The organism is Rahnella sp. PCH160 (assembly GCF_047784855.1).
Lineage (GTDB): Bacteria > Pseudomonadota > Gammaproteobacteria > Enterobacterales > Enterobacteriaceae > Rahnella.
In genome coordinates this window covers 3,914,550-3,939,193 of record NZ_JBLOGT010000001.1, presented here as the reverse complement: position 1 = coordinate 3,939,193, position 24,644 = coordinate 3,914,550, and the positions used below count along the sequence as shown (strand labels likewise).

The following is a 24,644-nucleotide window of genomic DNA, read 5'->3' as shown; positions in this document are numbered from 1 at the left end:
CCGGAGATACGATGAGACTTTGCGATCGAGATATAGAAGCCTGGCTCGACAGCGGCAAATTAGGTATTTCACCGCGTCCGCCAGTCGAGCGGATTAACGGTGCCACAGTAGATGTGCGTCTGGGCAACGGTTTTCGCGTTTTCCTCGGGCATAACGCCGGTTATATCGATCTGAGTGGCCCGAAAGATGAAGTGAGCGCCGCGCTGGATAAAGTGATGAGCGACGAAATCGTTTTGCCGGAAGGCGAAGCTTTCTTCCTGCATCCCGGCGAACTGGCGCTGGCGGTCACTTACGAATCCGTCACTATCCCGGATGATCTGGTCGGCTGGCTCGACGGACGTTCCTCACTGGCGCGTCTCGGCCTGATGGTGCATGTGACCGCTCATCGTATCGATCCGGGCTGGAAAGGTCGTATCGTCCTTGAGTTCTATAATTCCGGTAAACTGCCTCTGGCGCTTCGCCCCGGCATGCTGATTGGTGCGTTAAGTTTCGAGCCGTTGTCCGGTTCTGCTGCACGTCCTTACAACAGCCGTCAGGATGCGAAATACCGCGACCAGCAAAGTGCAATTGCCAGTCGTATTGATAAAGACTGATTCTGCTTTTTATCTGCGTGAGCGGATGAAAACGTGAGGAAGGCATGAGAAGACTACTGACAACACTGGTGATTTTACTGGTGGTTATCATTGCCGGCATGACTTCGCTGGTATTTCTGATCAATCCGAACGATTTCCGTCAGTACATGGTGGAAAGGGTTGAGATGAAAAGCGGTTACCATCTGGCAATCAATGGCTCACTGCGCTGGCACGTCTGGCCACAGTTGAGCATCATTGCCGGCCAGACCTCGCTCACCGCACCGGGTGCGAAAGAACCGGTGGTCAGCGCTGAAAATATGCGTCTGGATGTCAAACTCTGGCCTCTCATCTCTCATCAGCTCGCCGTCAAGCAGGTCCTGTTCAACAATGCCGTTATCCGGTTAACGCCGGATACTGAAGAGAACCAGCCTGATGCGCCGGTTGCGCCTTCTTCTCCGGTTCCTGTGGCACCCGGTGCGTCTGATCTGGACGCTGGCTGGAAGTTCGACATTGATAAAATCAGCATCGCTGACAGTCTGCTTATCTGGCAGCGCGGTGATGATGAGCAGATTAATGTGCGCGACATTAATCTCGAAATCGATAAAGACGACAACCGTCAGGCATCGGTTCAACTTTCCAGCCGCATCAACCGTAATCAACGTGATTTAGCCTTCACGATGAATGCCGAGCTGGATATGCAGCATTATCCGCAGGCCTTTGCAGCCAATATCAGCAAATTTACCTATCAGCTGAGCGGTGCGGATATCCCGGCGAAAGGCGTTCAGGGCAACGGTTCAATGCAGGCGAGTTATCAGCGGGATAATAATTCCGTTACGCTCAGCCAGCTGGCACTGACCGCCAATGATAATCAGATCTCCGGTACGGCTTCGGCCACACTGGGTGATGAACCGAATTATCAGCTGAACCTGAGCGCGGAAAAACTCGATCTGGATGCGCTTTCCGGCTGGCAGCCGAAAACGGCGGAACAAACGGCCACGACCTCTCAGGCCATCACCTCGGCACCGGTTATTGCCAGTGATATCGATGAACAGCCAAACGGGCTGAGTGAGCTCCAGACCTTTAATGCGCGTCTGGCGCTGAAAGTGGCTGATCTCACTTACCGCGGTATGAAAATCCAGAACCTGGCACTTGATGCTGACAATCAGCAGGGGCAGGTTTCACTGTCAACGTTCAGCGGCAATATGGGCACCGGTCACTTTTCATTACCCGGCGAAATGGATGTTACAGGTAAGAAAATTCAGGTTCACATGGTGCCTGACGTCAGTAAAATTGAGCTCGGCGATTTGCTGGCGGCTTATGAACTACCTAAGGCAATCACTGGCAACTTCTCGCTGAAAGGTGATGTGAGTGGTGAAGGTCTTTCAGCCGCTGATTTCGCGCGGCACTGGCAGGGCGACGGGCAGCTGTCTATGGACAATGCCCGTCTGAATGGCATGAATATTCAGCAGCTTATCCAGCAGGCCATTGCGAGAAACAGCGATAAAGTTCAGGGTCTGGATCGTTACGAGCACTACAGCCAGATTGATACGCTGAATGCGCAAGGGCATCTGGCCGACGGCACGCTGACGCTGAGCGATATGGAAGGGCTGTCGCCAATGGTATCAGGCAAAGGTAATGGCACCATTAACATGGCCGGGCAGCAGGTCGATATGAATCTGCTGATCCGTGTGACGGGTGGCTGGAAAGGCGACAGTAATCTGATCAATACGCTGAAAACGACCGATATTCCGCTGCGCATATACGGGCCGTGGTCGCAGATGCATTATCAGCTGCAAGTCGATCAGATACTGCGTCAGTCACTGGAGCAGAGCGCCCGCAGCGCTATTCAGAACTGGATTGATAAACGCAAAAACAGCAAAGCGGATGATGAAGTGCAGAAGTTATTGAAAAAGTAACATCGCTTTTGTTGATATAAATGAAACGGGGTGCTCAATGGCACCCCGTTTTTTTTGGTCACGTCCGACGGCAGAAACTCAGACTTCGTAATCGTGGGACACCGGGGGATTGAGCGGGGTGATCTTCACTTTCAAAATCCGGTGACTGCTGACTTCGAGCGGCTCATACAGATAATCGTTAATTTCAATCTGCGCGCCGACCTGCGGAATGCTTTGGGTATATTCCATCAGTAAGCCCGCCAGCGTGTGGTATTCGCGCTTATCATCGAGCGGCAGGGGAATGTACATCACCAGATCTTCGAGCGGCATGTAGCCATTTGCAATCCAGGTTCCGTCTTCCTGCTGCTGGATGTCGTGGCGCGCATCAGGCAGTTCATCGGATTCCGGCAGATTCCCGGCGATGGTTTCCATCACGTCGGTCAGCGTCACGATCCCTTCCACAGAACCAAATTCATCCACGACAAAAGCAAAGTGCGTTTTAGCCTGGCGGAACTGCTCAAGTGCCATCAGTAACGAAAGTTGCTCCGGGAATATCAACGGCTGGCGGATCAGCGCTTTGAGATCTAACTCATTTTGCAGAAGTTGTTGTTTGAGTAAATCAACCACATGAACAACGCCCAGCGGTTCATCGGTGGAGCTGTCTTCTGTTACCAGAATTCGCGTGTGCTGATTTTCGGCAATTTGATTGCGCAAAACCTCAATCGGATCATTCAGTTCGAGATTATCCACATCATGTCGAGAAGTCATCACGCTGCTGACCGTGCGCTGTCCCAGCCCCAGGACACGCTCAATCATGTTGCGTTCCTGCTGGTTGAAAATAGCATCGTCCTGGTCTCCGCTGTCAGCAATCAGGCCGGACGAATGGGCATCCAGTTCGGCTTCTTCATGCTTGCCACTTAAAACGCGAAGAACTGTCTCCGCCGTGCGTTCACGTAAAGAGCGGCGCGAAGATAAGAAGCGTTTACGGTTAAATTGTGCCAGCTGATTGAGCGCTTCAATGATGACCGAGAAACCGATAGCCGCGTACAGATAACCTTTCGGGATCGCATATCCAAACCCTTCCGCGACCAGACTAAAGCCGATCATCAGCAGGAAACTCAGACATAAAATAACGATGGTGGGATGCGCGTTCACAAACTTAGTCAGCGGCTTACTGGCCAGAAGCATCAACCCGATGGCGATACAGACTGCCGCCATCATGACGGCCAGATGATCCACCATACCGACAGCGGTAATCACCGAGTCGAGGGAAAATACTGCATCAAGAACCACAATCTGCGCCACGACAGGCCAGAATCTGGCACGGCTTTGCTGATGACTCTGCTCTTCATCTTTACCTTCCAGGCGCTCATTGAGTTCCATAGTGGCCTTGAAGAGCAGGAATACGCCGCCGGTCAGCATAATCATGTCGCGCGCGCTGAACGCATGCCCGAGCAATGTGATAAGAGGGCGGGTGAGGGTCGACAGCCAGGAAATCGACGCCAGTAACAACAGGCGCATCACTAATGCCAGCATTAAACCTGTAACGCGGGCTTTGTCGCGCTGCCGGCGGGGAAGCTTTTCTGCCAAAATGGCGATAAAAATCAGGTTGTCTATCCCTAAGACAATTTCGAGGATAACCAGGGTAGCCAGCCCGGCCCAGATTGACGGATCGGCGATCCATTCCATATTGCTTGTTTAACCTTTAGTTACACGACGGTTGTCGCACGTAGAATAATGGGCGTCAGAGGGCGAAATTTCAAATCTAAATCAGCGTGCTACCGCATATCGGGTATGAACAGAAACAAGAACAGTCCGGTGTGAGAAAAGTTTAAACGGATGTTTTGGAAAGCAGCAAATTGTGCACAGAAAATCAGCGAACAGGTTCAACATTCCTAATTTTAAGTCTTTAGCTTACCGTTATGTGCTGCTTGCTGGTATCGTAATGACATACACAGAATGGTGCTGGAGTCCTAAAGTCAGCAGTATAGTCTCCCTAAACGAAATCACAGGGACTATACTCAGGGAAGAAAATATCGTGCTGGGAAATAAATTTGTTTATACAATTTCAGTTCAGTGAACGCCCTGACATGTTTGGCTCCCAACTGACTGAATTTACACACCAATAGGTTTCAAGGAGTATCTTCTACAATGTTAAAAGCTGTTATCCCTGTTGCCGGTCTGGGCACACGTATGTTGCCAGCGACGAAAGCCATTCCTAAAGAAATGTTGCCTATCGTCGACAAGCCTTTAATCCAGTACATCGTTAATGAATGTGCGGCGGCGGGCATCAAAGAGATCATTCTCGTCACGCATTCTTCCAAAAATGCCATCGAAAACCACTTCGATACCTCATTCGAACTGGAAAGCATGCTGGAAACCCGCGTTAAGCGTCAGCTGCTGGAAGAAGTGCAGTCGATCTGCCCGAAAGGCGTGACCATCATGAACGTGCGTCAGGGTCAGTCTAAAGGCCTCGGGCACGCCGTACTTTGTGCTAAACCTCTGATTGGTAACTCACCTTTTGCCGTTATCCTGCCAGACGTTCTGATGGATGATTCAACCAGCGATCTGCGTAAAGACAACCTTGCCGCAATGCTGCGCCGTTTCCAGGAAACCGGAAACAGCCAGGTTATGGTTGAAGAAGTGCCTGAAAAAGACGTGTCTAAATACGGTATCGTGAACTGTAATGGTGTGGAAGTTGAGCCGGGCGAAAGCGCGCCAATGACTGCTATCGTTGAAAAACCTGAGCTGAAAGATGCGCCATCCAACCTCGCGGTTGTCGGTCGTTACGTGCTTTCAGAAGCAATCTGGCCTCTGCTGGCTGTCACTCCGTATGGTGCAGGCAATGAAATTCAGTTAACAGATGCGATTGCTATGTTGATGAAAAAGCAAACCGTAGAAGCTTTCTCCATGACCGGCCGCTCACACGACTGCGGTGACAAACTGGGCTATATGAAAGCGTTCGTCGAGTACGGCATCCGTCATAAAGCACAGGGCGAAGCGTTCAAGGCATGGTTGAAGGAATTTGCGCAAGAGTAAAACGTTGACAGTTTCGTAAAAAGCACCAGTCTATGGTGCTTTTTTATTGATAACAAATAGAGACTTAACTGTTTTTATGTTCCTGAAACGCCCTTTTCTAATTCTGAAGGAATTAACAATGAGAGTCTTCAGCCCAGGCTAAGATGTCTGGATGATTGTCAATCAAACAAAAGCTAATGCATTTACCGTAATCGTAACTAATACCTTTTATAGACTGAGCAGCGTCTTGCTTGTTATCTAATCATACAAGGGGATTGATCAGATTTTTACCAATAAAAGTTTATAATTGGTACTGCGTTGTTAAACACATTGCGCTAGGCTCTATAGCATCAGGTTGAAGCAGGGATAAGGTATTAATATTGATGGATTTGCGCGTTGCATATTTTGTGTTCAGTGCATGTAAGCACCTGTAAGGTTTACATCAATACTTGGCGCTGTTAAATGTAAATATGATTCGATGGCTGAACATTTTATAAGCGATTGTGGAAGCATTTTGCGTGTTCCGCAGAGGGAAGACACTTTTAGTGGGGCAGGGATAATTTAATCTTGTGGCGTAAGCCAAATAGGTTAAGAATCCTTTCAGTCAATGTTGCAATGCGTGTAAAATCCCTGACAGAAGCATGGAGTCATGTTGGTACCTTCAGGTAAACAATGAAATAAGTGTATTGGTAGCTTTGGAGCCAAGGGCGGTAGCGTGGTTTTTTATCATTGGTATGCATAACTGACGCCTGATATAGAATAGGACGAACATGTGGAGTGCCAATACGCCCGCTTGATTAGAAATACTTCAGATTTCTTACTTTCTAAGCATTAGATCCTTCATGCGCATTATTCTTCAGCTGGGTATCAATGAAAAGTGGGAGAGGGTAATTAAATTAAAAAATGCCTCAAAGGAATTGTAACGTGATGAGTAAACAGGATGCTGATTAATTTTAAAAGTTAGAACCCTCTTTTAAAAATTAGATAAATTATTTTTGATATATCAATTTAAAGAACATGGTGCGGTCATGCAAGAATATATTATAATATTTTTTAGTGCTCTAGTTTCTCTATTTATTGCACGTAAGGTTGCGCGACGAATAGGTTTGGTCGATAAGCCTAATGCGAGAAAACACCATAATGGTCACATCCCATTGGTTGGTGGTGTATCTATTTATATTTGCATTTGGGTTATTTATTTTTTACAACCTGAATGGTTTCCTGACTTTTATTACTACATTATTTCTGTAACCCTTCTTCTTGGTGTTGGTGTCTTAGATGATAGATTTGATTTACCCGTCACTCCACGTATAGCGCTTCAGGCCATTGTTGCTATTATCATGATGGTGAGTGGCATTAGATTAATTACGCTGGGCGACATTTTTCTTGGGCATGCAATAGGTCTGGGAATATTTGGGTATGTAATAACTATTTTTGCTGTAATGAGTGCGATTAATGCTTTTAACATGGTTGATGGAATTGATGGATTATTAGGTGCTTTGTCGTGTGTCAGTTTTGCCTCATTGGGGGTGGTCTTTGGATTACATGGTAAAGAAGAACTTGCGCAATGGTGCATATGTTTGACTATTGCCTGTGTCCCTTACATTCTGCTTAATTTGGGTATCCCATGGGGGCGGAAGTTCAAAGTTTTTATGGGTGATGCAGGAAGTACATTAATCGGATTTACGGTTATCTGGTTGCTTATCTTAGCGACCCAAGGTCAATCTGCCATTATTCATCCCGTCACGGCCTTATGGCTCATTGCAGTTCCCCTTATGGATATGGTACGCGTCATGATTTCACGAATTCGGCGTGGGGATAGCCCATTCAAGCCTGACCGTGAACATCTTCATCATATTCTTTTAAAATATGGCTTTAGCCACATAAAGGCCTTGGTCATTGTGTTGATAATATCAATATCGTTTTCAGTAATTGGTATTATGCTAGACCAATATAACACTTCACAGTTGGCTGTTTTAATATTATTCCTTTTTTGCTTTGGATTGTTTGTCAAATACATAAACTCCATGGGGAAAAAAGCTGAGAAAGTTGAATAATGTTGATACTTATAGAGCAATAACAAAAGAGAGATTTCTAAAATGAAAATACTGGTAACTGGTGGTGCGGGATTTATTGGTTCTGCAGTCGTTCGCCATATTATTGATAATACCAATGACCAGGTTGTTAATGTCGATAAATTGACATATGCAGGTAATCTTGAGTCACTTGGTGCTGTCTCTTTGAATGAACGATACGCTTTTGCTCAAGTAGATATCTGTGATTTGAATAATCTCAACCATGTATTCGAAGAGCACCAACCTGATGTAGTAATGCACCTCGCGGCAGAGAGTCATGTAGATCGCTCTATCACCGGACCCGCTGAGTTTATCGAGACCAATATAGTTGGTACATATACGCTGTTGGAAGCTACTCGTGGCTACTGGGCGAAATTAAACCAACAAAGAAAGGATAAATTCAGATTTCATCATATTTCTACAGATGAAGTTTACGGAGACTTGCCTCATCCTGATGAATGGCATAGCGAAGATCCTCTCCCACTCTTTACCGAAAAAACAGCTTATGCACCAAGCAGTCCTTATTCTTCATCTAAAGCTTCAAGTGACCATCTTGTGCGTGCCTGGCAGCGTACTTATGGCCTGCCGTGTATTGTGACGAATTGCTCAAACAATTATGGGCCCTATCATTTTCCTGAAAAACTCATTCCATTAGTAATTCTGAATGCACTGGAAGGAAAAAACCTTCCTATTTACGGAAAAGGCGACCAAATTCGCGACTGGTTATATGTTGAAGATCATGCCCGAGCACTTTACACCGTAGTCACCGAAGGTAAGGTTGGCGAGACATACAATATTGGTGGTCACAATGAGAAAAAAAATCTCGATGTGGTCCTGAGTATCTGTGATTTATTAGATGAGATTGTGCCTAAGGAACAGTCCTACCGTGAACAGATCACTTATGTCGCAGACCGCCCGGGGCATGACCGCCGTTATGCTATCGACGCAGATAAAATTAATCATGAGTTGAATTGGAAACCGCAAGAAACGTTTGATAGCGGGATTCGGAAAACGGTTCAGTGGTATCTGGATAATCAGGTTTGGGTTAATAACGTGAAAAGTGGTGCTTATAAATCCTGGGTCGAGCAGAACTATGGAGACCGCAAGTAATGGATATTCTTCTTTTTGGTAAGACAGGACAGGTGGGTTGGGAATTACAAAGAGCCTTAGCGCCTCTGGGGAACGTGATTGCTCTGGACGTGCATTCAGAAGCATACTGTGGGGACTTCAGTAACCCTGAAGGAATCGCTGAAACCGTTCGTCGCATTAAACCTGATGTTATCGTCAATGCTGCAGCGCATACCGCTGTTGACAAAGCTGAGTCGGAACGTGACTTTGCACAATTGCTCAACGCAACAAGTGTTGCAGCTATTGCAAAGGAAGCCGAGGCAATTAATGCATGGTTGATTCATTATTCAACAGATTATGTTTTCCCGGGAGATGGTGACAAACCTTGGTCTGAAGATGATGCTACTGGGCCGCTGAATACCTACGGTGAAACAAAACTGGCCGGTGAAATTGCCATCCAACAAAATTGCCAGAAGCATTTGATTTTTCGTACAAGCTGGGTTTATGCGGGTAAAGGTAACAACTTCGCTAAAACTATGCTTCGTCTTGCAAAAGATCGGGAAGAACTTTCTGTTATTAATGACCAATTTGGCGCTCCGACTGGCGCCGAGCTTCTTGCCGATTGTACCGCCCACGCAATAATGACCGCACTACGTAAGCCTGAAGTGTCGGGTCTCTATCATTTGGTGGCTTCAGGTGAAACGACCTGGTTTGATTATGCAAATGTTGTCTTTGCCGAAGCGCAAAATGCAGGTTATCCCCTCGCACTAAAACAGACTCATCCAGTTCCAACGAGCGCTTATCCGACCCCAGCCCGACGCCCACAAAATTCTCGACTCGATAACAGTAAATTTCAGCAGACCTTTAATCTGAATTTGCCTAGTTGGGATATCGGTGTAAAACGTATGCTTGCTGAGTTATTTACCCCAACTGGGTTGTAAAAGATAATATCGTGTTGCCTTTTAAAATGCTGCATTAAAAATTGAGAGCTAAATATGAATACACGTAAAGGAATTATTCTTGCTGGCGGATCGGGTACGCGCCTCTATCCAGTTACTATGGCTGTAAGCAAGCAACTTCTGCCGATTTATGATAAACCAATGATATATTACCCGATCAGTACACTGATGCTTGCGGGTATTCGGGATATCCTAATTATCAGCACTCCACAAGATACGCCGCGTTTTGAACAACTTCTGGGAGATGGCAGTCAGTGGGGCCTAAATCTTCAATATAAAGTGCAGGAAAGTCCGGATGGCTTAGCGCAAGCATTTGTCATAGGCGAAGAGTTTATCGGTGATGATAACTGTGCATTGGTACTTGGCGATAATATTTTCTATGGCCATGATTTACAGAAACAGTTAGAAGCAGCAGTTGCTAAGAAGTCGGGCGCAACTGTATTTGCCTATCATGTTCATGATCCAGAACGCTACGGTGTTGTAGAATTTGATAAAGAAGGGAAAGCTATTTCACTTGAAGAAAAACCTGTTGAGCCAAAAAGCAATTATGCCGTTACAGGGCTTTACTTCTATGACAACAGTGTTGTCAAAATGGCGAAAAGTCTAAAGCCTTCTGAACGTGGTGAGTATGAAATTACGGATATCAACAGGTTATATTTGGAGGAAGGTCGTCTTTCCGTTGCAATGATGGGACGTGGTTATGCTTGGTTGGATACGGGAACTCATCAGAGTCTGATTGAGGCGAGCAACTTTATTCAGACCATTGAACTGCGCCAGGGATTGAAAGTAGCGTGCCCGGAAGAAATTGCTTATCGAAAAGGATTCATTGATGTAGAGCAGGTCAAAAAATTGGCTGCGCCACTGATTAAAAACGATTACGGCAAATATCTATTAAAGATGATTAAAGGTCATTAAAACTCATGCAAATAATAAAAACCGAAATCCCAGATGTGTTGATTTTTGAGCCGAAAGTATTTGGTGATGATCGTGGTTTCTTTTTTGAGAGCTTCAATCAAAAAGTTTTTGAAGAGGCTGTAGGCCGCAAAGTTGACTTTATACAAGACAACCATTCAAAATCAACGCAAGGTGTGCTCCGTGGCCTTCATTACCAGTTACCTCCATTTGCTCAAGCTAAACTGGTCCGATGTATTGTTGGTGAGGTTTTCGACGTAGCAGTAGATATTCGCAAAACTTCATCAACATTTGGTAAATGGGTTGGTGTACATCTTTCTGCAGAAAATAAACGTCAGCTTTGGATCCCAGAAGGCTTCGCGCATGGTTTTCTTGTATTGAGTGAAACGGCTGAATTCGTGTACAAGACCACAAATTACTACTCACCGACGCATGATCGTGGTGTTATATGGAACGATTCAGATGTTGGCATTAAATGGCCATTAACTACGATCCCACTTCTGTCTGCAAAGGATGAAAGTGCAAAACTCTTAAAAGATTCCGAATCTTTTTCTTAAGAATTTTTTATTAACTATTTATCGGAAAAATAATAATCAGGGTGTCAGGGACGACATCCTGGTGAGAGTTTTTTAGACTAAATAAATAGTATGGGCGTATAATGAGTCTTATCAAAAATAGTATTTGGAATTTATCAGGCTATGTAATTCCAACCTTAATTATGGTTCCTGCCTTGGGGTACTTAGCAAGAGTCCTTGGGCCTGAACTGTTTGGTGTTTATACCATAGCTATAGCCATTGTTGGGTATGCAGGGATTTTTGACGTTGGGCTGACTCGCGCTATAGTAAGAGAAATAGCTGTTTATAGAAACAATGATGCAGAACGAAAGAGAATAGTGTCGACGGCAACTTCGTTTATTTTTGTGTTTAGTTCCTTTTGTGTATTAGGTTTATATTTCCTTATTCCTCAGGTTTTACATTTACTTAATATTACTTCGCAACATTTTTTAGAAGCAGAACAGTCTTTAAAAATTCTAATTTTTTCAATACCAATGTTTCTACTCAACCAACTTTGGACCTCAATTTTAGAGGGAGATGAAAAGTTTCAACTAGTTAATTTTCAAAGAAGTATTTCCAGCTCAATAATAGCAGGTTTTCCTGCTCTCTTTGTAATGCTACATACAAGCCTAGTTTACGCAATCATAGGTCTTGTCATTGGTCGTTTATTTTCATTAATTGTTGCTTTTATCTTTGTTAGAAAAGAAATTGTTGAAGCAAAAATACGTTTCCATTTCAATACATTTAAGAGACTCATCTTCTTTGGAGGATGGATGACAGTTAGTAATATTATTAGCCCAGTGATGGTTTATTTCGACCGTTTCGTAATAGCGAATATATTTGGTGCCAAAGTCGTTGGTTATTACACAGCACCCTCTGAAGCAATAGCAAGGCTTGGTGTTATACCAGGAGCATTGGCCAGAGCAGTTTTTCCGCGTTTAAGTAATATTGTAGATTCTAAAGACTTTCGCACGCAGTTAAGTTTTTCATACAAGCTGATGGCTATCGGTATTTTACCGGTTGTTATTTTAGGTGGTTTTTTTTCGTATAAAATCCTCTATATTTGGATGGGTAAGGACTACGCCGAAAATTCCACTTCGATATTATGCGTTCTGCTCTTTGGTTTCTTTTTCAATTCTATAGCTGCGATCCCATTTGCAGCTATACAATCCGTTGGTAAAGCCAAACTCACTGCATTTCTTCATTGCATAGAAGTCATACCTTATCTATTAATATTATATTTTTGCGTGTCAAAATTCGGGCTTATAGGTGCCGCTTACGCATGGTCATTACGAGTTATTGTAGATTGTTTTTTACTTATTATAATTTCTGATAAATGTATAAAGTCGTATCGTTCAAATTGATATCAAAATAATAATTTATTTTAAGGAACACCATAATTAATTTGTAGACGTAAAAATTTTATCTGACACTGTTATCAGTGCAAATATTTTCCGTCCTGATTAATTACTAATTAAAAATGGTATGGGGTTGTAAATGATTTCTGATTTTAAAAAAGTATGTGCGATAGTTGTTTTGTATAACCCAGATTTGATTGTTCTACACAGATTGCTAAAAAGCGTGATTAATCAAGTTGGGCAGGTTCGCCTGGTTGATAATACACCTGATGTTGAACTAGCAAAAATGGATTCGGAGTTTTCCCATTACGGTGCAAGTTTGAGCTACGAGCCATTTAATGAAAATCACGGCATTGCATATGCTCAAAATAGAGGTATCGATTATGCGAAAAATAATAACTTTAGCCATGTTTTGTTGCTAGACCAAGATAGTGAACTACCTGCTTTTATGACGGAGAAGCTACTAGAAGCAGAAAAAGAACTTTTAAAAAATGACGTTAAAGTCGCTGCAGTTGGACCTTCGTTTATTGATGAAAAGTCAGGCCATATCGGTCCAGCAGTATGCGTTAAATTTTTTAGAATTAAAAGAATTCCTATTACTGAAGATATTCCTTACTTTAAAAGTGATTACATTATTGCCTCTGGAAGTTTAATCAGATTATCGATATTGGATGTGACTGGTGTGATGGATGAAAAATTATTCATAGACTGGGTAGATATTGAATGGGGAGAGCGCTGTAGTAAATTAGGATATGATTCTTTTATCGTTTCTTCGGTTCAAATGAAACACAGCATTGGAGATAGTTATGTACAGTTTTTGGGTAGGAATATAAATCTTCATTCGGATTTTCGAAATTACTTCATAGTAAGAAATGCTTCATACCTTTTATTCAGAAATAATTTAAAATTTAAAAGTAAGTTTTTGCTTATTGTGAAAATTCCATATTATATTATTATGTTTTCCTATTTATCCAAAAGAAAACTATATTCAGTAAGCCTGCTCACCAAAGCATTCCTAGATGGTGTGGTTGGACGGATGTATAAGGGGTATTTCAAATAATGTTTTACTTTATTTTTGTAACGACAGCTTTTTATGTTTTTATTATTAGCTTGTTGTTTACTCAAGTGGAAAGTAAAAAAATACCCTATACTCTATACCTCCTCCCAATGTTAATTATTTTGTCTATAATTATTGGCAGTCGTACGCCAGGTGTTGATCACGATTATCAAAATTATATTAGTTGGCTTGACGAGATAGGCGGAGATTTCGGTGAGATATTTAAGCAAGGTAAGGATGTTGGTTTCATTCTAATATACATGTTTACATCCCTATTTGATGATAGTTATGTACTCTTTTTTATAATCATTGCTTTCTTATCGCTTTTTTTCAAACTTAAGTTTGCTAGCTTGGTTTTCGATGGGCAGTACTGTTTACTGATATTTCTAGTGATCTTATCTCGATTTATTATAGTACATGATTTCACGCAAATTAGGGCCGGACTTGCGATTGCAATGGCCTCATATGGTGTACTTAAGTTACTAAATAAAAGTAAAATTCTAGGGTGTTTTATAATTCTATTGGGAGTTTCAGTTCACCTCTCAGCTATACTTTTACCATTAGTTTATTTAGCTTATATTACTTTCGCCAATAGAAAATCCTTCACTACATTATTGCTTGCACTGCCTGTGGCGGGTATATTCATGGGAGCATTTATTAAAACAGTGCTTCCTTATCTCGACTCCTCACGTATTAATGTTTATCTCTCTGGAGAATATGCGACTGAACATATTTCGTTGTTTTCGTTTTATTATCTGGTAAGACTTGTTGCATTTTATGGGGTTATGTTCTTTATGTACAGAAAAACATCTGTTCATTACAGAATTTATCCTTTTGTCGCATCAATAAGTCTTTTTCTAAATGCTGCCTTTTCTTGGAATGATTCAATTGCGCTGAGACTGGTTGAAGTCCTTGGCTTCTTTGACATGGCATTACTGGTGCTACCCTTGCTTTATCTTGAAAAAAATAGCAAGTTAATCTATTTTTCTGTTATCGGCGCTGTATCTGTTATGTTTTTTGTATCCTCTACTAAGATAGTTAACGACTATATTAGTTATTTTTTCTAGAGCGAAAAGGGTAAATTGCCCAGGAGTCTTAGCATTCCCATGATCCAAACAGTTAAACCAAAAATTGCTGTGCTCTTTGCAGCCTATAACGGGATTGATTGGTTATCTGAACAAATAGAATCAATACTAAATCAGTCAGATGTACAAATCACAATATTTATAAGTGTTGACCTTTCCACTGATTCCACTTATGAAGCCTGCCAGGAATTATCTCAGGTTTATGATAATATTGAAATATTGAAATATGGTGCACGTTTTGGTGGTGCTGGTAAAAATTTCTTAAGGCTTTTCGTCGATGTTGATTTCACGGGTTTTGATTATATTAGTCTCGCTGATCAAGATGATATCTGGTTACCAACAAAACTCATAGATGCAATCAATGCACTAAACGCTAACACGTGTGATGGTTACTCGAGCAATGTGACAGCATTTTGGCCTGATGGAAAGACGTGCCTAATTGATAAAGCTCAAAAGCAAGTTGCGTATGACTTCTTTTTTGAACCGGCTGGACCTGGGTGCACCTATGTGCTTACTAATCGTTTGGCCAACCAGTTTAAACACTTTGTTCAGGAAAATAGGCATGACGCTGAACTTGTAGTGGCTCATGACTGGCTTATTTATGCGTATGCAAGATTTAATAATTATGGGTGGTATATCGATAAAAAGCCTTCTATGTTGTATCGCCAGCACGCAAATAACCAAGTTGGAGCAAACGTAAACCTCACGGCTTATTTTAAAAGACTCAAATTGGTTAAAAGCAAATGGTACCAAGGTGAAGTCTTTAAAGTTATTAATGTGTTAGGCGCTAAAAGTCATCCGTTCATTAAAAAAAATCTTGTTAAAGGCCAAGTTAATTATAATGGACTTGCATTAAGTGCGTTTAAATGTAGAAGACGCCTACGAGATAAGTGCGCACTACTAATTTTATGCATAGTTCATCTCTTTTAAACGTTTGGATAATTAAAAGCTACTTTTCGCTCAACATATCTCATCTAAACACCTCGTATTTGAAGGTTCTTTAAGTTTGTCAATATACTTTTGTGCTATCCACGCAAGTTATTTCCGATGGAATCGATTTTAACATCAAACTCTACCCACACCCCTTGTAGCTGGGTTAACATCGGGAACGTATCCAGTGCGGCATTGAAGTCGTAGCAACCATCCAAAAGACAGGAGTATGTAATGTCCAAACAACAGATCGGCGTTGTCGGTATGGCGGTCATGGGCCGTAACCTCGCGCTTAACATCGAAAGCCGCGGTTATTCCGTTTCCATTTTTAACCGTTCTGGCGACAAGACTGATGAAGTCATCGCAGAAAACCCGGGTAAAAATCTGGTTCCGCACTACACCGTCGAAGAGTTTGTTGAATCACTGGAAAAACCACGTCGTATCTTGCTGATGGTTAAAGCCGGTGAAGCAACTGACAAAACCATTGCATCCCTGACTCCGCACCTGGATAAAGGCGACATCCTGATCGATGGCGGCAACACCTATTATAAAGACACCATTCGCCGTAACCGCGAACTGTCTGAGCAGGGCTTCAACTTCATCGGTACCGGTGTTTCCGGCGGTGAAGAGGGCGCACTGAAAGGCCCATCCATCATGCCTGGCGGTCAGAAAGAAGCGTACGCACTGGTTGCGCCAATTCTTGAAAAAATCGCAGCACGTGCTGAAGATGGCGACGCTTGTGTAGCGTACATTGGTGCGGATGGTGCAGGTCACTACGTTAAGATGGTTCATAACGGTATCGAATATGGCGACATGCAGCTGATCGCAGAAGCCTATTCTCTGTTAAAACAGTCTCTGAACCTGAGCAACGAAGAGCTGGCCACCACCTTCGCAGAATGGAACAAAGGCGAGCTGAGCAGCTACCTGATCGACATCACCAAAGACATCTTCACCAAGAAAGACGAAGAAGGTAAATACCTGGTCGACGTGATTCTCGATGAAGCAGCGAACAAAGGCACCGGTAAATGGACCAGCCAGAGCTCTCTTGATCTGGGCGAACCCCTGACGCTGATCACCGAGTCTGTTTTTGCACGTTACCTGTCCTCTTTGAAAGATCAGCGTGTAGCGGCTTCTAAAGTGTTGTCCGGTCCGGCTGTTAAACCTTTCGCGGGTGACAAAGCTGAGTTTATCGAGAAAGTTCGTCGTGCTCTGTACCTGGGTAAACTCGTTTCTTACGCGCAGGGCTTTTCACAGCTCAAAGCAGCTTCTGACGAGAACAACTGGGATCTGAACTACGGCGAAATCGCGAAAATCTTCCGCGCAGGTTGTATCATCCGTGCTCAGTTCCTGCAGAAAATTACCGATGCTTACGCTGAAAACGCGTCCATCGCTAACCTGTTGCTGGCTCCGTACTTCAAAAATATTGCTGACGAATATCAGCAGGCGCTGCGTGACGTCGTATCTTATGCCGTTCAGAACGGTATCCCGACGCCAACGTTCTCTGCTGCGATCAACTACTATGACAGTTACCGCTCAGCGGTTCTGCCCGCTAACCTGATCCAGGCACAGCGTGACTACTTCGGTGCACATACTTACAAACGCACTGATAAAGACGGCGTATTCCACACTGAATGGTTGGATTGATTTTTACTCGTCTTTACATAAACGCCCCGGATTTGGGGCGTTTTTTTTGAAAATATCCCACTACCGCCTATTTTCTGCTATGACCTTTTCAGTCAATTCTTACGAAAATTATTACTTTTCATATAAATTTTTAATAGAAACAAGTCTATAATCTTCAGACGCAAATTACTGGTAAATTGTGACTGTTTCTTTTTAGGGTAAACATGAATCAAGATATTAAAATGACGAAAAATCAGCCTGCAAAGCAAAACGAAGAAATCGATCTGATCGACCTGGTTTTGCAATTGTGGCGCGGTAAATGGGTAATCGTTTCAATAATGGTTTTGACCATTATTTTGGCAACAGCATACTTGTTCGTCGCTAAACAGAAATGGACGTCTGAAGCAATTGTTACGTACCCGGATTCTGGTCAGATTGCTAATTATAACAATGCGATGGCCGTTTTATATAGCCAGAATCCAGCGAATGCCCCCACTGTGGTTGATGTCCAACAACGTTTTTTCAGCCGCTTCAACTCAGCGATTTCCGCTTTAGCTGAACAGCTTGATAATCAGGTCCAACCCGAAAAACTGACCATAGCTCCCGCGGTTAAAGATCAAACTGTACCGCTTAAAATTAGCTATACGTCAAAATCAGCTGGGGAAGCACAAAAGACGCTGACCACATACATCCAGCAGATTAATAAGCGGGTGGTAAGTGAGTTGGATGGTGACCTGCAGACAAGTATTAATTCCAAAATTGACGATATTAAAGTCGATTTGGAAACCCAAGAGAAAGTTGCTCAGGAGAAGAAAGATCGTCGCCTGCAGATATTAAACCAGGCTTTGCTCGTAGCTCAACAGTCCAATATTAAAGATACGTTGGTACAACAGGCTGAAACTCTTTCCGAAGACACGCTTTTTGTTCTGGGGAGCAATGCACTTTCTTCTACGATTAAAAACGAAGCGACGCGTCCATTACCTCTTGAAGGCTCTTATTATCAGGCTCGTCAGACTCTATTGGCAATTAGCGCATTAAAGTCTAAGCCGGATACTACCTATGCTCTTCGTTATGTGATGAAGCCTAATCTTCCAATTCATCGTGACAGCCCGAAGAAGAGTCTGATCCTTGTGCTGGGTGCGTTGGTCGGAATTATTTTAGGCTCAGTAATCGTCCTGGGTCGCAACATGGTGAAAAACTATTCACCACGTAGCTGATTTATTGTCATAAAAAAAGCCGCCAATGCATCTGCAAAGGCGGCTTTTTTACGTCTTAAGATTGCTGTTATTTCTTATGACGTTGACGCAGGTTGTCGATCACTGCGCTCAGGTTCAAATCCTGATCCTGCAACAACACCAGCAGGTGGTATACCAAGTCTGACGCTTCGTTTTTCAGCTCAAAACGGTCGTTAACGGTTGCTGCCAGCGCAGTTTCCACGCCTTCTTCACCGACTTTCTGTGCGATGCGTTTGGTGCCGCTGGCGTACAGTTTGGCGGTGTATGAGCTTTCCGGATCAGCAGTTTTACGCGATGCCAGCAGCTCTTCAAGTTGGTACAAAAATGCCCAGTCGGTTTCAGCAGGGTGGAAGCAGCTGTTATTGCCTTTGTGGCACGTCGGGCCAACCGGATTGACCAGAACCAGCAAGGTATCGTTATCGCAGTCAGGCGTAATACTGACCACGTTGAGATAGTTTTCTGAGGTCTCGCCTTTGGTCCACAGACGTTCTTTGGTGCGGGAATAGAATGTCGCTTTACCCGAAGATTGCGTGACGCTCAGTGCATCCTGATTCATGTAGCCAAGCATCAGCACTTCGCCAGACACCGCGTGCTGGATGATAGCTGGCATCAGGTTATCGACTTTTTCCCAGTCGAGCTGGCTGATTTGTTCCCCGGTCAGCAGACCGGTTTTTACTTCCTGATTGCTCACAAGCGGATCTCCACGCCATTTTCAGCTAAATAGCTTTTCAGCTCGCCAATATTGATAATTTGTTTGTGGAACACCGAAGCGGCCAGTGCGCCATCAACGCGTGCTTCACGGAAAGCGTCGAGGAAATGCGGCATCGTGCCCGCCCCGCCAGAAGCAATAAGCGGAACATGGCAGACTTCTCGGATCATCTTCAGCTGTTCCAGATCGTAGCCGTTGCGTACGCCGTCCTGATTCATCATGTTCAGCACGATTTCGCCCGCGCCGCGTTCCTGCACTTCCTTCACCCAGTCAATCGTCTGCCAGGTGGTCACTTTGGTACGTGCCTCATCGCCGGTAAACTGATGAACCTGATACGTGTCGGTTGCCGCGTCGTGCCAGGTATCGATGCCCACAACAATGCACTGTACACCATAACGGTCGGCGAGACGGCTGATCAACGTCGGGTCAGCAAGCGCAGGAGAGTTGATGGAGATTTTATCGGCGCCATACTGCAAAATCCGGCCCGCGTCTTCCAGGCTTTTAATCCCGCCCGCGACACAAAACGGGATATCAATGACTTCTGCCACGCGCGATACCCAGCTTTTATCCACCACGCGGCCATCGCTTGAAGCGGTGATGTCGTAGAACACCAGTTCATCGGCACCTTCTTGTGCATAACGCTGCGCCAGCGGGACGATGTCGCCAATGATTTCGTGATTGCGGAACTGCACGCCTTTTACGACCTGACCGTCTTTAACGTCGAGGCAGGGGATTATCCGTTTTGCCAGCATGAAATTGCCTCCGTCACATTGAATTTACCGTCGAGTAAAGCCCGCCCGACAATCACACCTTTCACGCCGCTGTCACGCAGATTGGCGATGTCCTGCAATGAACCGATACCGCCAGAAGCCTGAAAAGCGACCTGCGGAAAACGCACGGTCACTTCACGGTACAGCTCAACGTTAGAACCGGCCAGCGTCCCGTCGCGGGAAATATCCGTGCACAGAACGTGTTTCAGGCCGAAGGGCAGAAACTGTTCCACAATCTCTTCGAGTGTGGAATTGGAATTTTCCTGCCAGCCGCTGACGGCAACATTTTTAGTGCCATCAGCAGCAATACGGACGTCGAGCGCGAGAACAAGCGCATCCGCACCAAAACGTCTGAACCAGTCCTGAACCATCTCAGGATCTTTCACCGCCGTCGAGCCGACGACGACGCGTGTTGCACCGGCATTCAGCAACGCTTCTACGTCCTGTTCGGTGCGTATACCGCCGCCGACCTGAACGGGAACAGAAACGCCCGCCAGCAATGTTGTCAGCAACGGGATCTGGCGTGCCGCCGGATCTTTCGCGCCGGTTAAGTCAACCAGATGCAAAACCTCAGCACCTTGTTGCTGATAATCCTGCAAACGCGGAAGCGGGTCGTTGCCATAATCACGCTGCTGGCCGTAATCGCCCTGATGCAAACGCACCACGCTGCCTTCGATCAAATCTAAAGCCGGGATAATCATCCTGTTTACATCTCCAGAAAGTTTTTCAGCAACTGTGCGCCCGCCGCTCCGGAACGCTCGGGGTGAAACTGCACGCCGAAGAAGTTGTCTTTTTGCACGGCAGCGCTGAAAGGCTCACCGTAAAGCGTCTGCGCGACCGTGTTTTCACACACCGGCATGGCGAATCCGTGGACGAAATAGAAGTACGCATTTTCATCAATGCCACGGAATAAACGGCTGTCTGCATGCGCTGTCACCTGGTTCCAGCCCATGTGCGGCAGCGGCAAACCGTGATCTTGCATCCGGCGTACCGGCGTTTCGATAATTCCCAGCGTATCAATCCCGCCGTTTTCTTCACTGGAAGACGCCAGCAGTTGCATCCCGAGACAAATCCCCAGCACCGGCTGAGTACAGGCTTTGATCAGCGCAATCAGTTCGCGCTGTTCGAGTTGTTCCATCGCCGCTTGCGCAGTCCCCACGCCCGGTAAAAAAAGCTTATCGGCATGCAAGACAATCTCCGCATCACGGCTCACCCTCGGTTCAAACCCCAGACGCTGAACCGCATATTTCACGGAAGAGAGGTTGGCACAACCGGTATCCAGGATAACGACATTCATCACAGCACTCCTTTCGAGCTCGGCAACGTATTACCGTCGACACGGATCGCCTGGCGAAGTGTCCGTCCGAATGCTTTGAACAGGCTTTCCACGCGATGGTGATCATTCTTGCCTTTAGTGCGCAGGTGCAGGGTACAGGCCATCGCGTAAGACAGTGAACGGAAGAAGTGCTCGACCATTTCCGTACTCAGATCGCCGACGCGCTGATAGTTAAACTCTGCCTTATATTCCAGGTGCGGCCGGCCGGAAATATCCAGTGCGCAGCGCGCCAGACATTCATCCATCGGCAACACAAAACCAAAACGGCCAATACCGCGCTTATCGCCCAGGGCTTTATTAATGGCTTCACCCAACGCCAGCGCCGTGTCTTCAACGGTGTGGTGATCGTCAATGTACAAATCACCTTTCACTTCGATGTTCATCCGGAAACCGCCGTGTGTGGCGATCTGATCCAGCATGTGGTCGAAGAAGCCGACACCGGTGCGGATCTTGCTGTCGCCTTCGCGATCCAGCCAGACATCCACGTCAATCGCCGTTTCACGGGTCACGCGGTTCACTTTGGCGTGACGGTCGCGTTTCGTCAGTTGCTCCGCAATATTCGCCCAGTTCAGTGTATCGCGCTGATAACGCAGACCGGCGATGCCCATATTAGCGGCCAGCTGAATGTCGGTATCACGGTCACCAATCACATAACTGTTGGCGGTATCGAGCACGCCGCTTTCCAGATAAGCCTGCACCAGTTTGGTTTTAGGTTTACGGCAATCGCAGTGATCCGCCGGCAGGTGCGGGCAAATCAGCACTTCATCGAAAACCACGCCCTGAGAAGTCAGGATTTGCATCATCAGGTTGTGGGGCGGATCGAACGTTTCCTGCGGGAAACTGGCGGTGCCCAGCCCGTCCTGATTGGTGATCATTACCAGCTTAAAGCCCGCGTTTTGCAGGGACAGCAGGGCCGGAATAACGCCGGGCTCCAGCGCCAGTTTGTCCAGACGATCGACCTGAAAATCTTCCGGCGGCTCAGAAATCAGGGTGCCGTCGCGGTCAATAAAGAGCGTTTTTTGAAATTGTGGACTCTGGCTCACATGTGCTCCTTGCGGGGGCTATTTTGTTTTTCATTAATAGAGGCGGCAGCAGCACCGGGTAATGCCTGCAGGGCACTGATGACCCTCTGCAATTCTTCCCGAGTGCCGATAGTAATACGCAAGCAGCCGGAAAGCCCCGGTTGCTTGTTCTGGTCACGCAGGATAATGCCCTGATCCCAGAGGTTTTTAAATGCTGCGCTTGATGCGGTAAAGCGCGCCAGCACATAGTTGGTCTCACTGGCAAAAACCGCTTCAACGCAGGCGCATTTCTCCAGCTCTTCCTGCAACCAGACGCGGTTTTCGATCACTTCGGCCACGCGCTGACGCATCATCGCCAGGCCTTCCGGGCTCAGTGCCTGTGCGGCGATATCTGCCACCGGCGTAGATAGTGGATAAGGCGCGATCACTTTCATTAATAAGCCGATGACTTCGCTGTTCGCCAGCGTGAAGCCGCAGCGCAAACCGGCCAGCGCAAAGGCTTTCGACAGCGTACGCAAAATGGTGAGGTGCGGATATTCCTGCAACCAGCCGGAAACGCTCGCCTGCGGGCAGAATTCGATATACGCCTCGTCCACCGCCACAATCGCGCGGCCACGGGTCATTTCCAGTACAGCGCGGATTTCATCCGGGTCGATAACATTGCCGGTCGGGTTGTTCGGGCTGCACACGTAAACCAGCTTCACGCCGTCCAGCGCGGCTTCGATGGCCGGAAGATCCAGCGACCAGTCGGCTTTAGCCGGAACTGTGCGGCCTTCGACGCCAATGGTTTCCGCGCTCACGCTGTACATGCCGTAAGTCGGCGGGCAATAAAGGATGGCGTCCTGGCCCGGTTCGCAGAATGCGCGGATCAGCAGTTCGATGCCTTCATCTGCGCCACGGCTGACCAGAACCTGCTCAGGATCGACACCGGCGTAGGCGGCGTAGCGGTTAATCACCCGCGCGGGCTGACATTCCGGATACCGGTTAAACGTCTGCTGCGTCAGTTCAAAATTCGGGGCGATAGCGTATTCATTGGCATTAAGCCACACATCCCCGTTGCCACCCAGACGGCGGGCGGACTGATAAGGTGTCAGTTCCTGCACGTTTTTACGGGCCAGCGCCTGAACGCTGAGATTCTTTTCATTGCTCATCAACGCGGCTCCTTTAAGGCTTTCACGCGCAAGGTGACTGCGTTTTTATGCGCGGTCAGTTGTTCGGCCTGCGCCAGTATTTCAATGGTATCGGCCAGCCCCAGTAAGCCTTCCGGCGTTAACTGCTGAACGGTCATCCGTTTCTGAAAATCGGCCAGACCCAGGCTTGAACAGGTTGCGGTGTAACCGTAGGTCGGTAAAACGTGGTTGGTGCCCGACGCGTAATCGCCCGCGGATTCCGGTGACCAGTCGCCGAGAAAAACGGAACCGGCGCTGGTGATGCTGTCGACCAGTTGCTCCGGCTCACGGGTTTGCAGGATCAAATGTTCCGGGCCGTAGGCGTTGCTGATTTCAATACACTGCGCGATGTCTTTCGCGACAATCAGGCGGCTGCTTTCCAGTGCCTGACGCGCAATTTCGCTGCGCGATAACGTCGCCAGCTGGCGTTCAACCGCTTCGCCGACCGCCTGCGCCATTTTCAAATCTGGCGTCAGTAAAATAACCTGCGAATCCGGGCCATGTTCGGCCTGCGAAAGTAAATCAGAGGCCACGAAATCCGGCGTTGCGCCGCTGTCTGCAATCACCAGCACTTCAGATGGCCCGGCAGGCATATCAATCGCCGCGCCGTCCAGGCTCTGGCTGACCTGACGCTTCGCTTCGGTCACATACGCATTGCCCGGCCCGAAGATTTTTGCCACGCGGGGCACAGTTTCCGTGCCAAACGCAAGGGCTGCGATCGCCTGTGCACCGCCCAGCTGATACACCTCTTCCACGCCACATAACTGTGCGGCATACAGAATTTCGTCGGCAACCGGCGGTGGTGAACAGAGCACCACTTTCTGGCACCCTGCGATGCGTGCCGGTGTCGCTAACATTAATACGGTCGAAACCAGCGGCGCAGAACCGCCCGGAATGTACAGCCCGACGGACTGAATCGGGCGGGTCAGTTGCTGGCAACGCACACCCGGTTGCGTTTCAATATCCACCACGGCCAGTTTCTGCGCCTGATGGAAGGTATTGATGTTACGCACCGCGTGCGCCATCGCCTGTTTTACGTCATCGCCTAAACGCGCTGCGGCTGCGGAAATTTGCTCCGCGGTGACACGAAGATCCTGCACTTCAGTTTTATCAAAGCGGGCGCAAAACTCGCGCAGCGCGCTGTCACCTTCACTGCGGACACGGCGCAGAATTTCGCTGACCGATTCAGTAATACGGTCGGATGCAGAAATAGCCGGGCGGGTCAGCAGGTCGCGACGTTGTTGTTCGTCGCATTGTTGCCAGTCAATAGGGGTAGAGAACGCGTCAGGCTTCATGG

Annotated in this window: 22 protein-coding genes; 14 read left to right on the top strand and 8 right to left on the bottom strand. The window is 46.4% G+C overall.

The window, feature by feature from the left end; all coding sequences use genetic code 11:
- The first annotated feature begins 11 nt into the window (after positions 1 to 11).
- On the top strand, positions 12 to 593 hold the full coding sequence (dcd, locus tag ACM5QY_RS18185) for a dCTP deaminase (protein WP_120133513.1): 582 nt from the start codon (positions 12 to 14) through the stop codon (positions 591 to 593).
- Between the two features lie 44 nt (positions 594 to 637).
- On the top strand, positions 638 to 2,488 hold the full coding sequence (asmA, locus tag ACM5QY_RS18180; RefSeq protein ID WP_416122090.1) for an outer membrane assembly protein AsmA: 1,851 nt from the start codon (positions 638 to 640) through the stop codon (positions 2,486 to 2,488).
- Positions 2,489 to 2,566: 78 nt separating this feature from the next.
- On the opposite strand, the gene ACM5QY_RS18175 is transcribed toward asmA, so the two are convergent.
- Positions 2,567 to 4,156 carry a TerC family protein gene (locus ACM5QY_RS18175; RefSeq protein ID WP_416122089.1) on the bottom strand — a complete coding sequence of 530 codons (1,590 nt, stop codon included), beginning with the start codon at positions 4,154 to 4,156 and terminating at the stop codon, positions 2,567 to 2,569.
- A 462-nt stretch (positions 4,157 to 4,618) separates the two neighbouring features.
- Here ACM5QY_RS18175 and galU point away from each other — a divergent pair, with 462 nt between their 5' ends.
- From galU to wzzB, 12 genes are all read left to right on the top strand, one after another.
- The gene (galU, locus tag ACM5QY_RS18170) at positions 4,619 to 5,506 is read left to right on the top strand and encodes a UTP--glucose-1-phosphate uridylyltransferase GalU (RefSeq protein WP_416122088.1); all 888 of its coding nucleotides are present in this window, start codon (positions 4,619 to 4,621) and stop codon (positions 5,504 to 5,506) included.
- A gap of 1,007 nt (positions 5,507 to 6,513) precedes the next feature.
- Positions 6,514 to 7,542, top strand: a complete 1,029-nt coding sequence (gene wecA, locus ACM5QY_RS18165; protein WP_416122087.1) for a UDP-N-acetylglucosamine--undecaprenyl-phosphate N-acetylglucosaminephosphotransferase — start codon at positions 6,514 to 6,516, stop codon at positions 7,540 to 7,542.
- Between the two features lie 42 nt (positions 7,543 to 7,584).
- Entirely contained in the window at positions 7,585 to 8,670 is a 1,086-nt protein-coding gene (gene rfbB, locus ACM5QY_RS18160) for a dTDP-glucose 4,6-dehydratase (RefSeq protein ID WP_416122086.1), read from the top strand.
- A complete protein-coding gene (gene rfbD / locus ACM5QY_RS18155; protein ID WP_416122085.1) occupies positions 8,670 to 9,569 on the top strand; it encodes a dTDP-4-dehydrorhamnose reductase in 900 nt (299 codons plus the stop codon). Before rfbB ends, rfbD begins: the two co-directional genes overlap by 1 nt.
- A gap of 54 nt (positions 9,570 to 9,623) precedes the next feature.
- On the top strand, positions 9,624 to 10,502 hold the full coding sequence (gene rfbA / locus ACM5QY_RS18150) for a glucose-1-phosphate thymidylyltransferase RfbA (protein ID WP_416122084.1): 879 nt from the start codon (positions 9,624 to 9,626) through the stop codon (positions 10,500 to 10,502).
- Between the two features lie 5 nt (positions 10,503 to 10,507).
- Complete coding sequence (gene rfbC, locus ACM5QY_RS18145; RefSeq protein ID WP_416122083.1) at positions 10,508 to 11,056, top strand: dTDP-4-dehydrorhamnose 3,5-epimerase; 549 nt, start codon at positions 10,508 to 10,510, stop codon at positions 11,054 to 11,056.
- Between the two features lie 101 nt (positions 11,057 to 11,157).
- The gene (locus ACM5QY_RS18140; protein ID WP_416122082.1) at positions 11,158 to 12,417 is read left to right on the top strand and encodes a flippase; all 1,260 of its coding nucleotides are present in this window, start codon (positions 11,158 to 11,160) and stop codon (positions 12,415 to 12,417) included.
- 133 nt (positions 12,418 to 12,550) lie between these two features.
- Positions 12,551 to 13,471 carry a glycosyltransferase family 2 protein gene (locus ACM5QY_RS18135; RefSeq protein ID WP_416122081.1) on the top strand — a complete coding sequence of 307 codons (921 nt, stop codon included), beginning with the start codon at positions 12,551 to 12,553 and terminating at the stop codon, positions 13,469 to 13,471.
- Complete coding sequence (locus tag ACM5QY_RS18130; RefSeq protein WP_416122080.1) at positions 13,471 to 14,535, top strand: EpsG family protein; 1,065 nt, start codon at positions 13,471 to 13,473, stop codon at positions 14,533 to 14,535. The genes ACM5QY_RS18135 and ACM5QY_RS18130 overlap by 1 nt, the downstream gene beginning before the upstream one ends.
- A 39-nt stretch (positions 14,536 to 14,574) precedes the next feature.
- Positions 14,575 to 15,483, top strand: a complete 909-nt coding sequence (locus ACM5QY_RS18125; RefSeq protein WP_416122079.1) for a glycosyltransferase — start codon at positions 14,575 to 14,577, stop codon at positions 15,481 to 15,483.
- A gap of 234 nt (positions 15,484 to 15,717) precedes the next feature.
- Entirely contained in the window at positions 15,718 to 17,127 is a 1,410-nt protein-coding gene (gndA, locus tag ACM5QY_RS18120; RefSeq protein ID WP_416122078.1) for an NADP-dependent phosphogluconate dehydrogenase, read from the top strand.
- 203 nt (positions 17,128 to 17,330) lie between these two features.
- Positions 17,331 to 18,323, top strand: coding sequence for an LPS O-antigen chain length determinant protein WzzB (gene wzzB / locus ACM5QY_RS18115; RefSeq protein WP_416122077.1), 993 nt, complete (start codon positions 17,331 to 17,333; stop codon positions 18,321 to 18,323).
- A gap of 67 nt (positions 18,324 to 18,390) precedes the next feature.
- Here the strand turns inward: wzzB and hisIE are convergent, their stop codons facing one another.
- The 7 genes from hisIE to hisD are packed head-to-tail and all read right to left on the bottom strand — an operon-like array spanning position 18,391 to position 24,642.
- Complete coding sequence (hisIE, locus tag ACM5QY_RS18110; protein ID WP_416122924.1) at positions 18,391 to 19,005, bottom strand: bifunctional phosphoribosyl-AMP cyclohydrolase/phosphoribosyl-ATP diphosphatase HisIE; 615 nt, start codon at positions 19,003 to 19,005, stop codon at positions 18,391 to 18,393.
- Between the two features lie 23 nt (positions 19,006 to 19,028).
- Entirely contained in the window at positions 19,029 to 19,802 is a 774-nt protein-coding gene (hisF, locus tag ACM5QY_RS18105) for an imidazole glycerol phosphate synthase subunit HisF (RefSeq protein ID WP_416122076.1), read from the bottom strand.
- The gene (hisA, locus tag ACM5QY_RS18100; protein WP_416122075.1) at positions 19,784 to 20,521 is read right to left on the bottom strand and encodes a 1-(5-phosphoribosyl)-5-[(5-phosphoribosylamino)methylideneamino]imidazole-4-carboxamide isomerase; all 738 of its coding nucleotides are present in this window, start codon (positions 20,519 to 20,521) and stop codon (positions 19,784 to 19,786) included. Before hisA ends, hisF begins: the two co-directional genes overlap by 19 nt.
- A 5-nt stretch (positions 20,522 to 20,526) precedes the next feature.
- Positions 20,527 to 21,117 (bottom strand): imidazole glycerol phosphate synthase subunit HisH, encoded by a 591-nt coding sequence (gene hisH / locus ACM5QY_RS18095; RefSeq protein ID WP_416122074.1) that lies wholly within the window; start codon positions 21,115 to 21,117, stop codon positions 20,527 to 20,529.
- A complete protein-coding gene (gene hisB, locus ACM5QY_RS18090; protein ID WP_416122073.1) occupies positions 21,117 to 22,199 on the bottom strand; it encodes a bifunctional histidinol-phosphatase/imidazoleglycerol-phosphate dehydratase HisB in 1,083 nt (360 codons plus the stop codon). Before hisB ends, hisH begins: the two co-directional genes overlap by 1 nt.
- Positions 22,196 to 23,329 carry a histidinol-phosphate transaminase gene (gene hisC, locus ACM5QY_RS18085; protein ID WP_416122072.1) on the bottom strand — a complete coding sequence of 378 codons (1,134 nt, stop codon included), beginning with the start codon at positions 23,327 to 23,329 and terminating at the stop codon, positions 22,196 to 22,198. The genes hisB and hisC overlap by 4 nt, the downstream gene beginning before the upstream one ends.
- Complete coding sequence (hisD, locus tag ACM5QY_RS18080; protein ID WP_416122071.1) at positions 23,329 to 24,642, bottom strand: histidinol dehydrogenase; 1,314 nt, start codon at positions 24,640 to 24,642, stop codon at positions 23,329 to 23,331. Before hisD ends, hisC begins: the two co-directional genes overlap by 1 nt.
- Positions 24,643 to 24,644 lie beyond the last annotated feature (2 nt).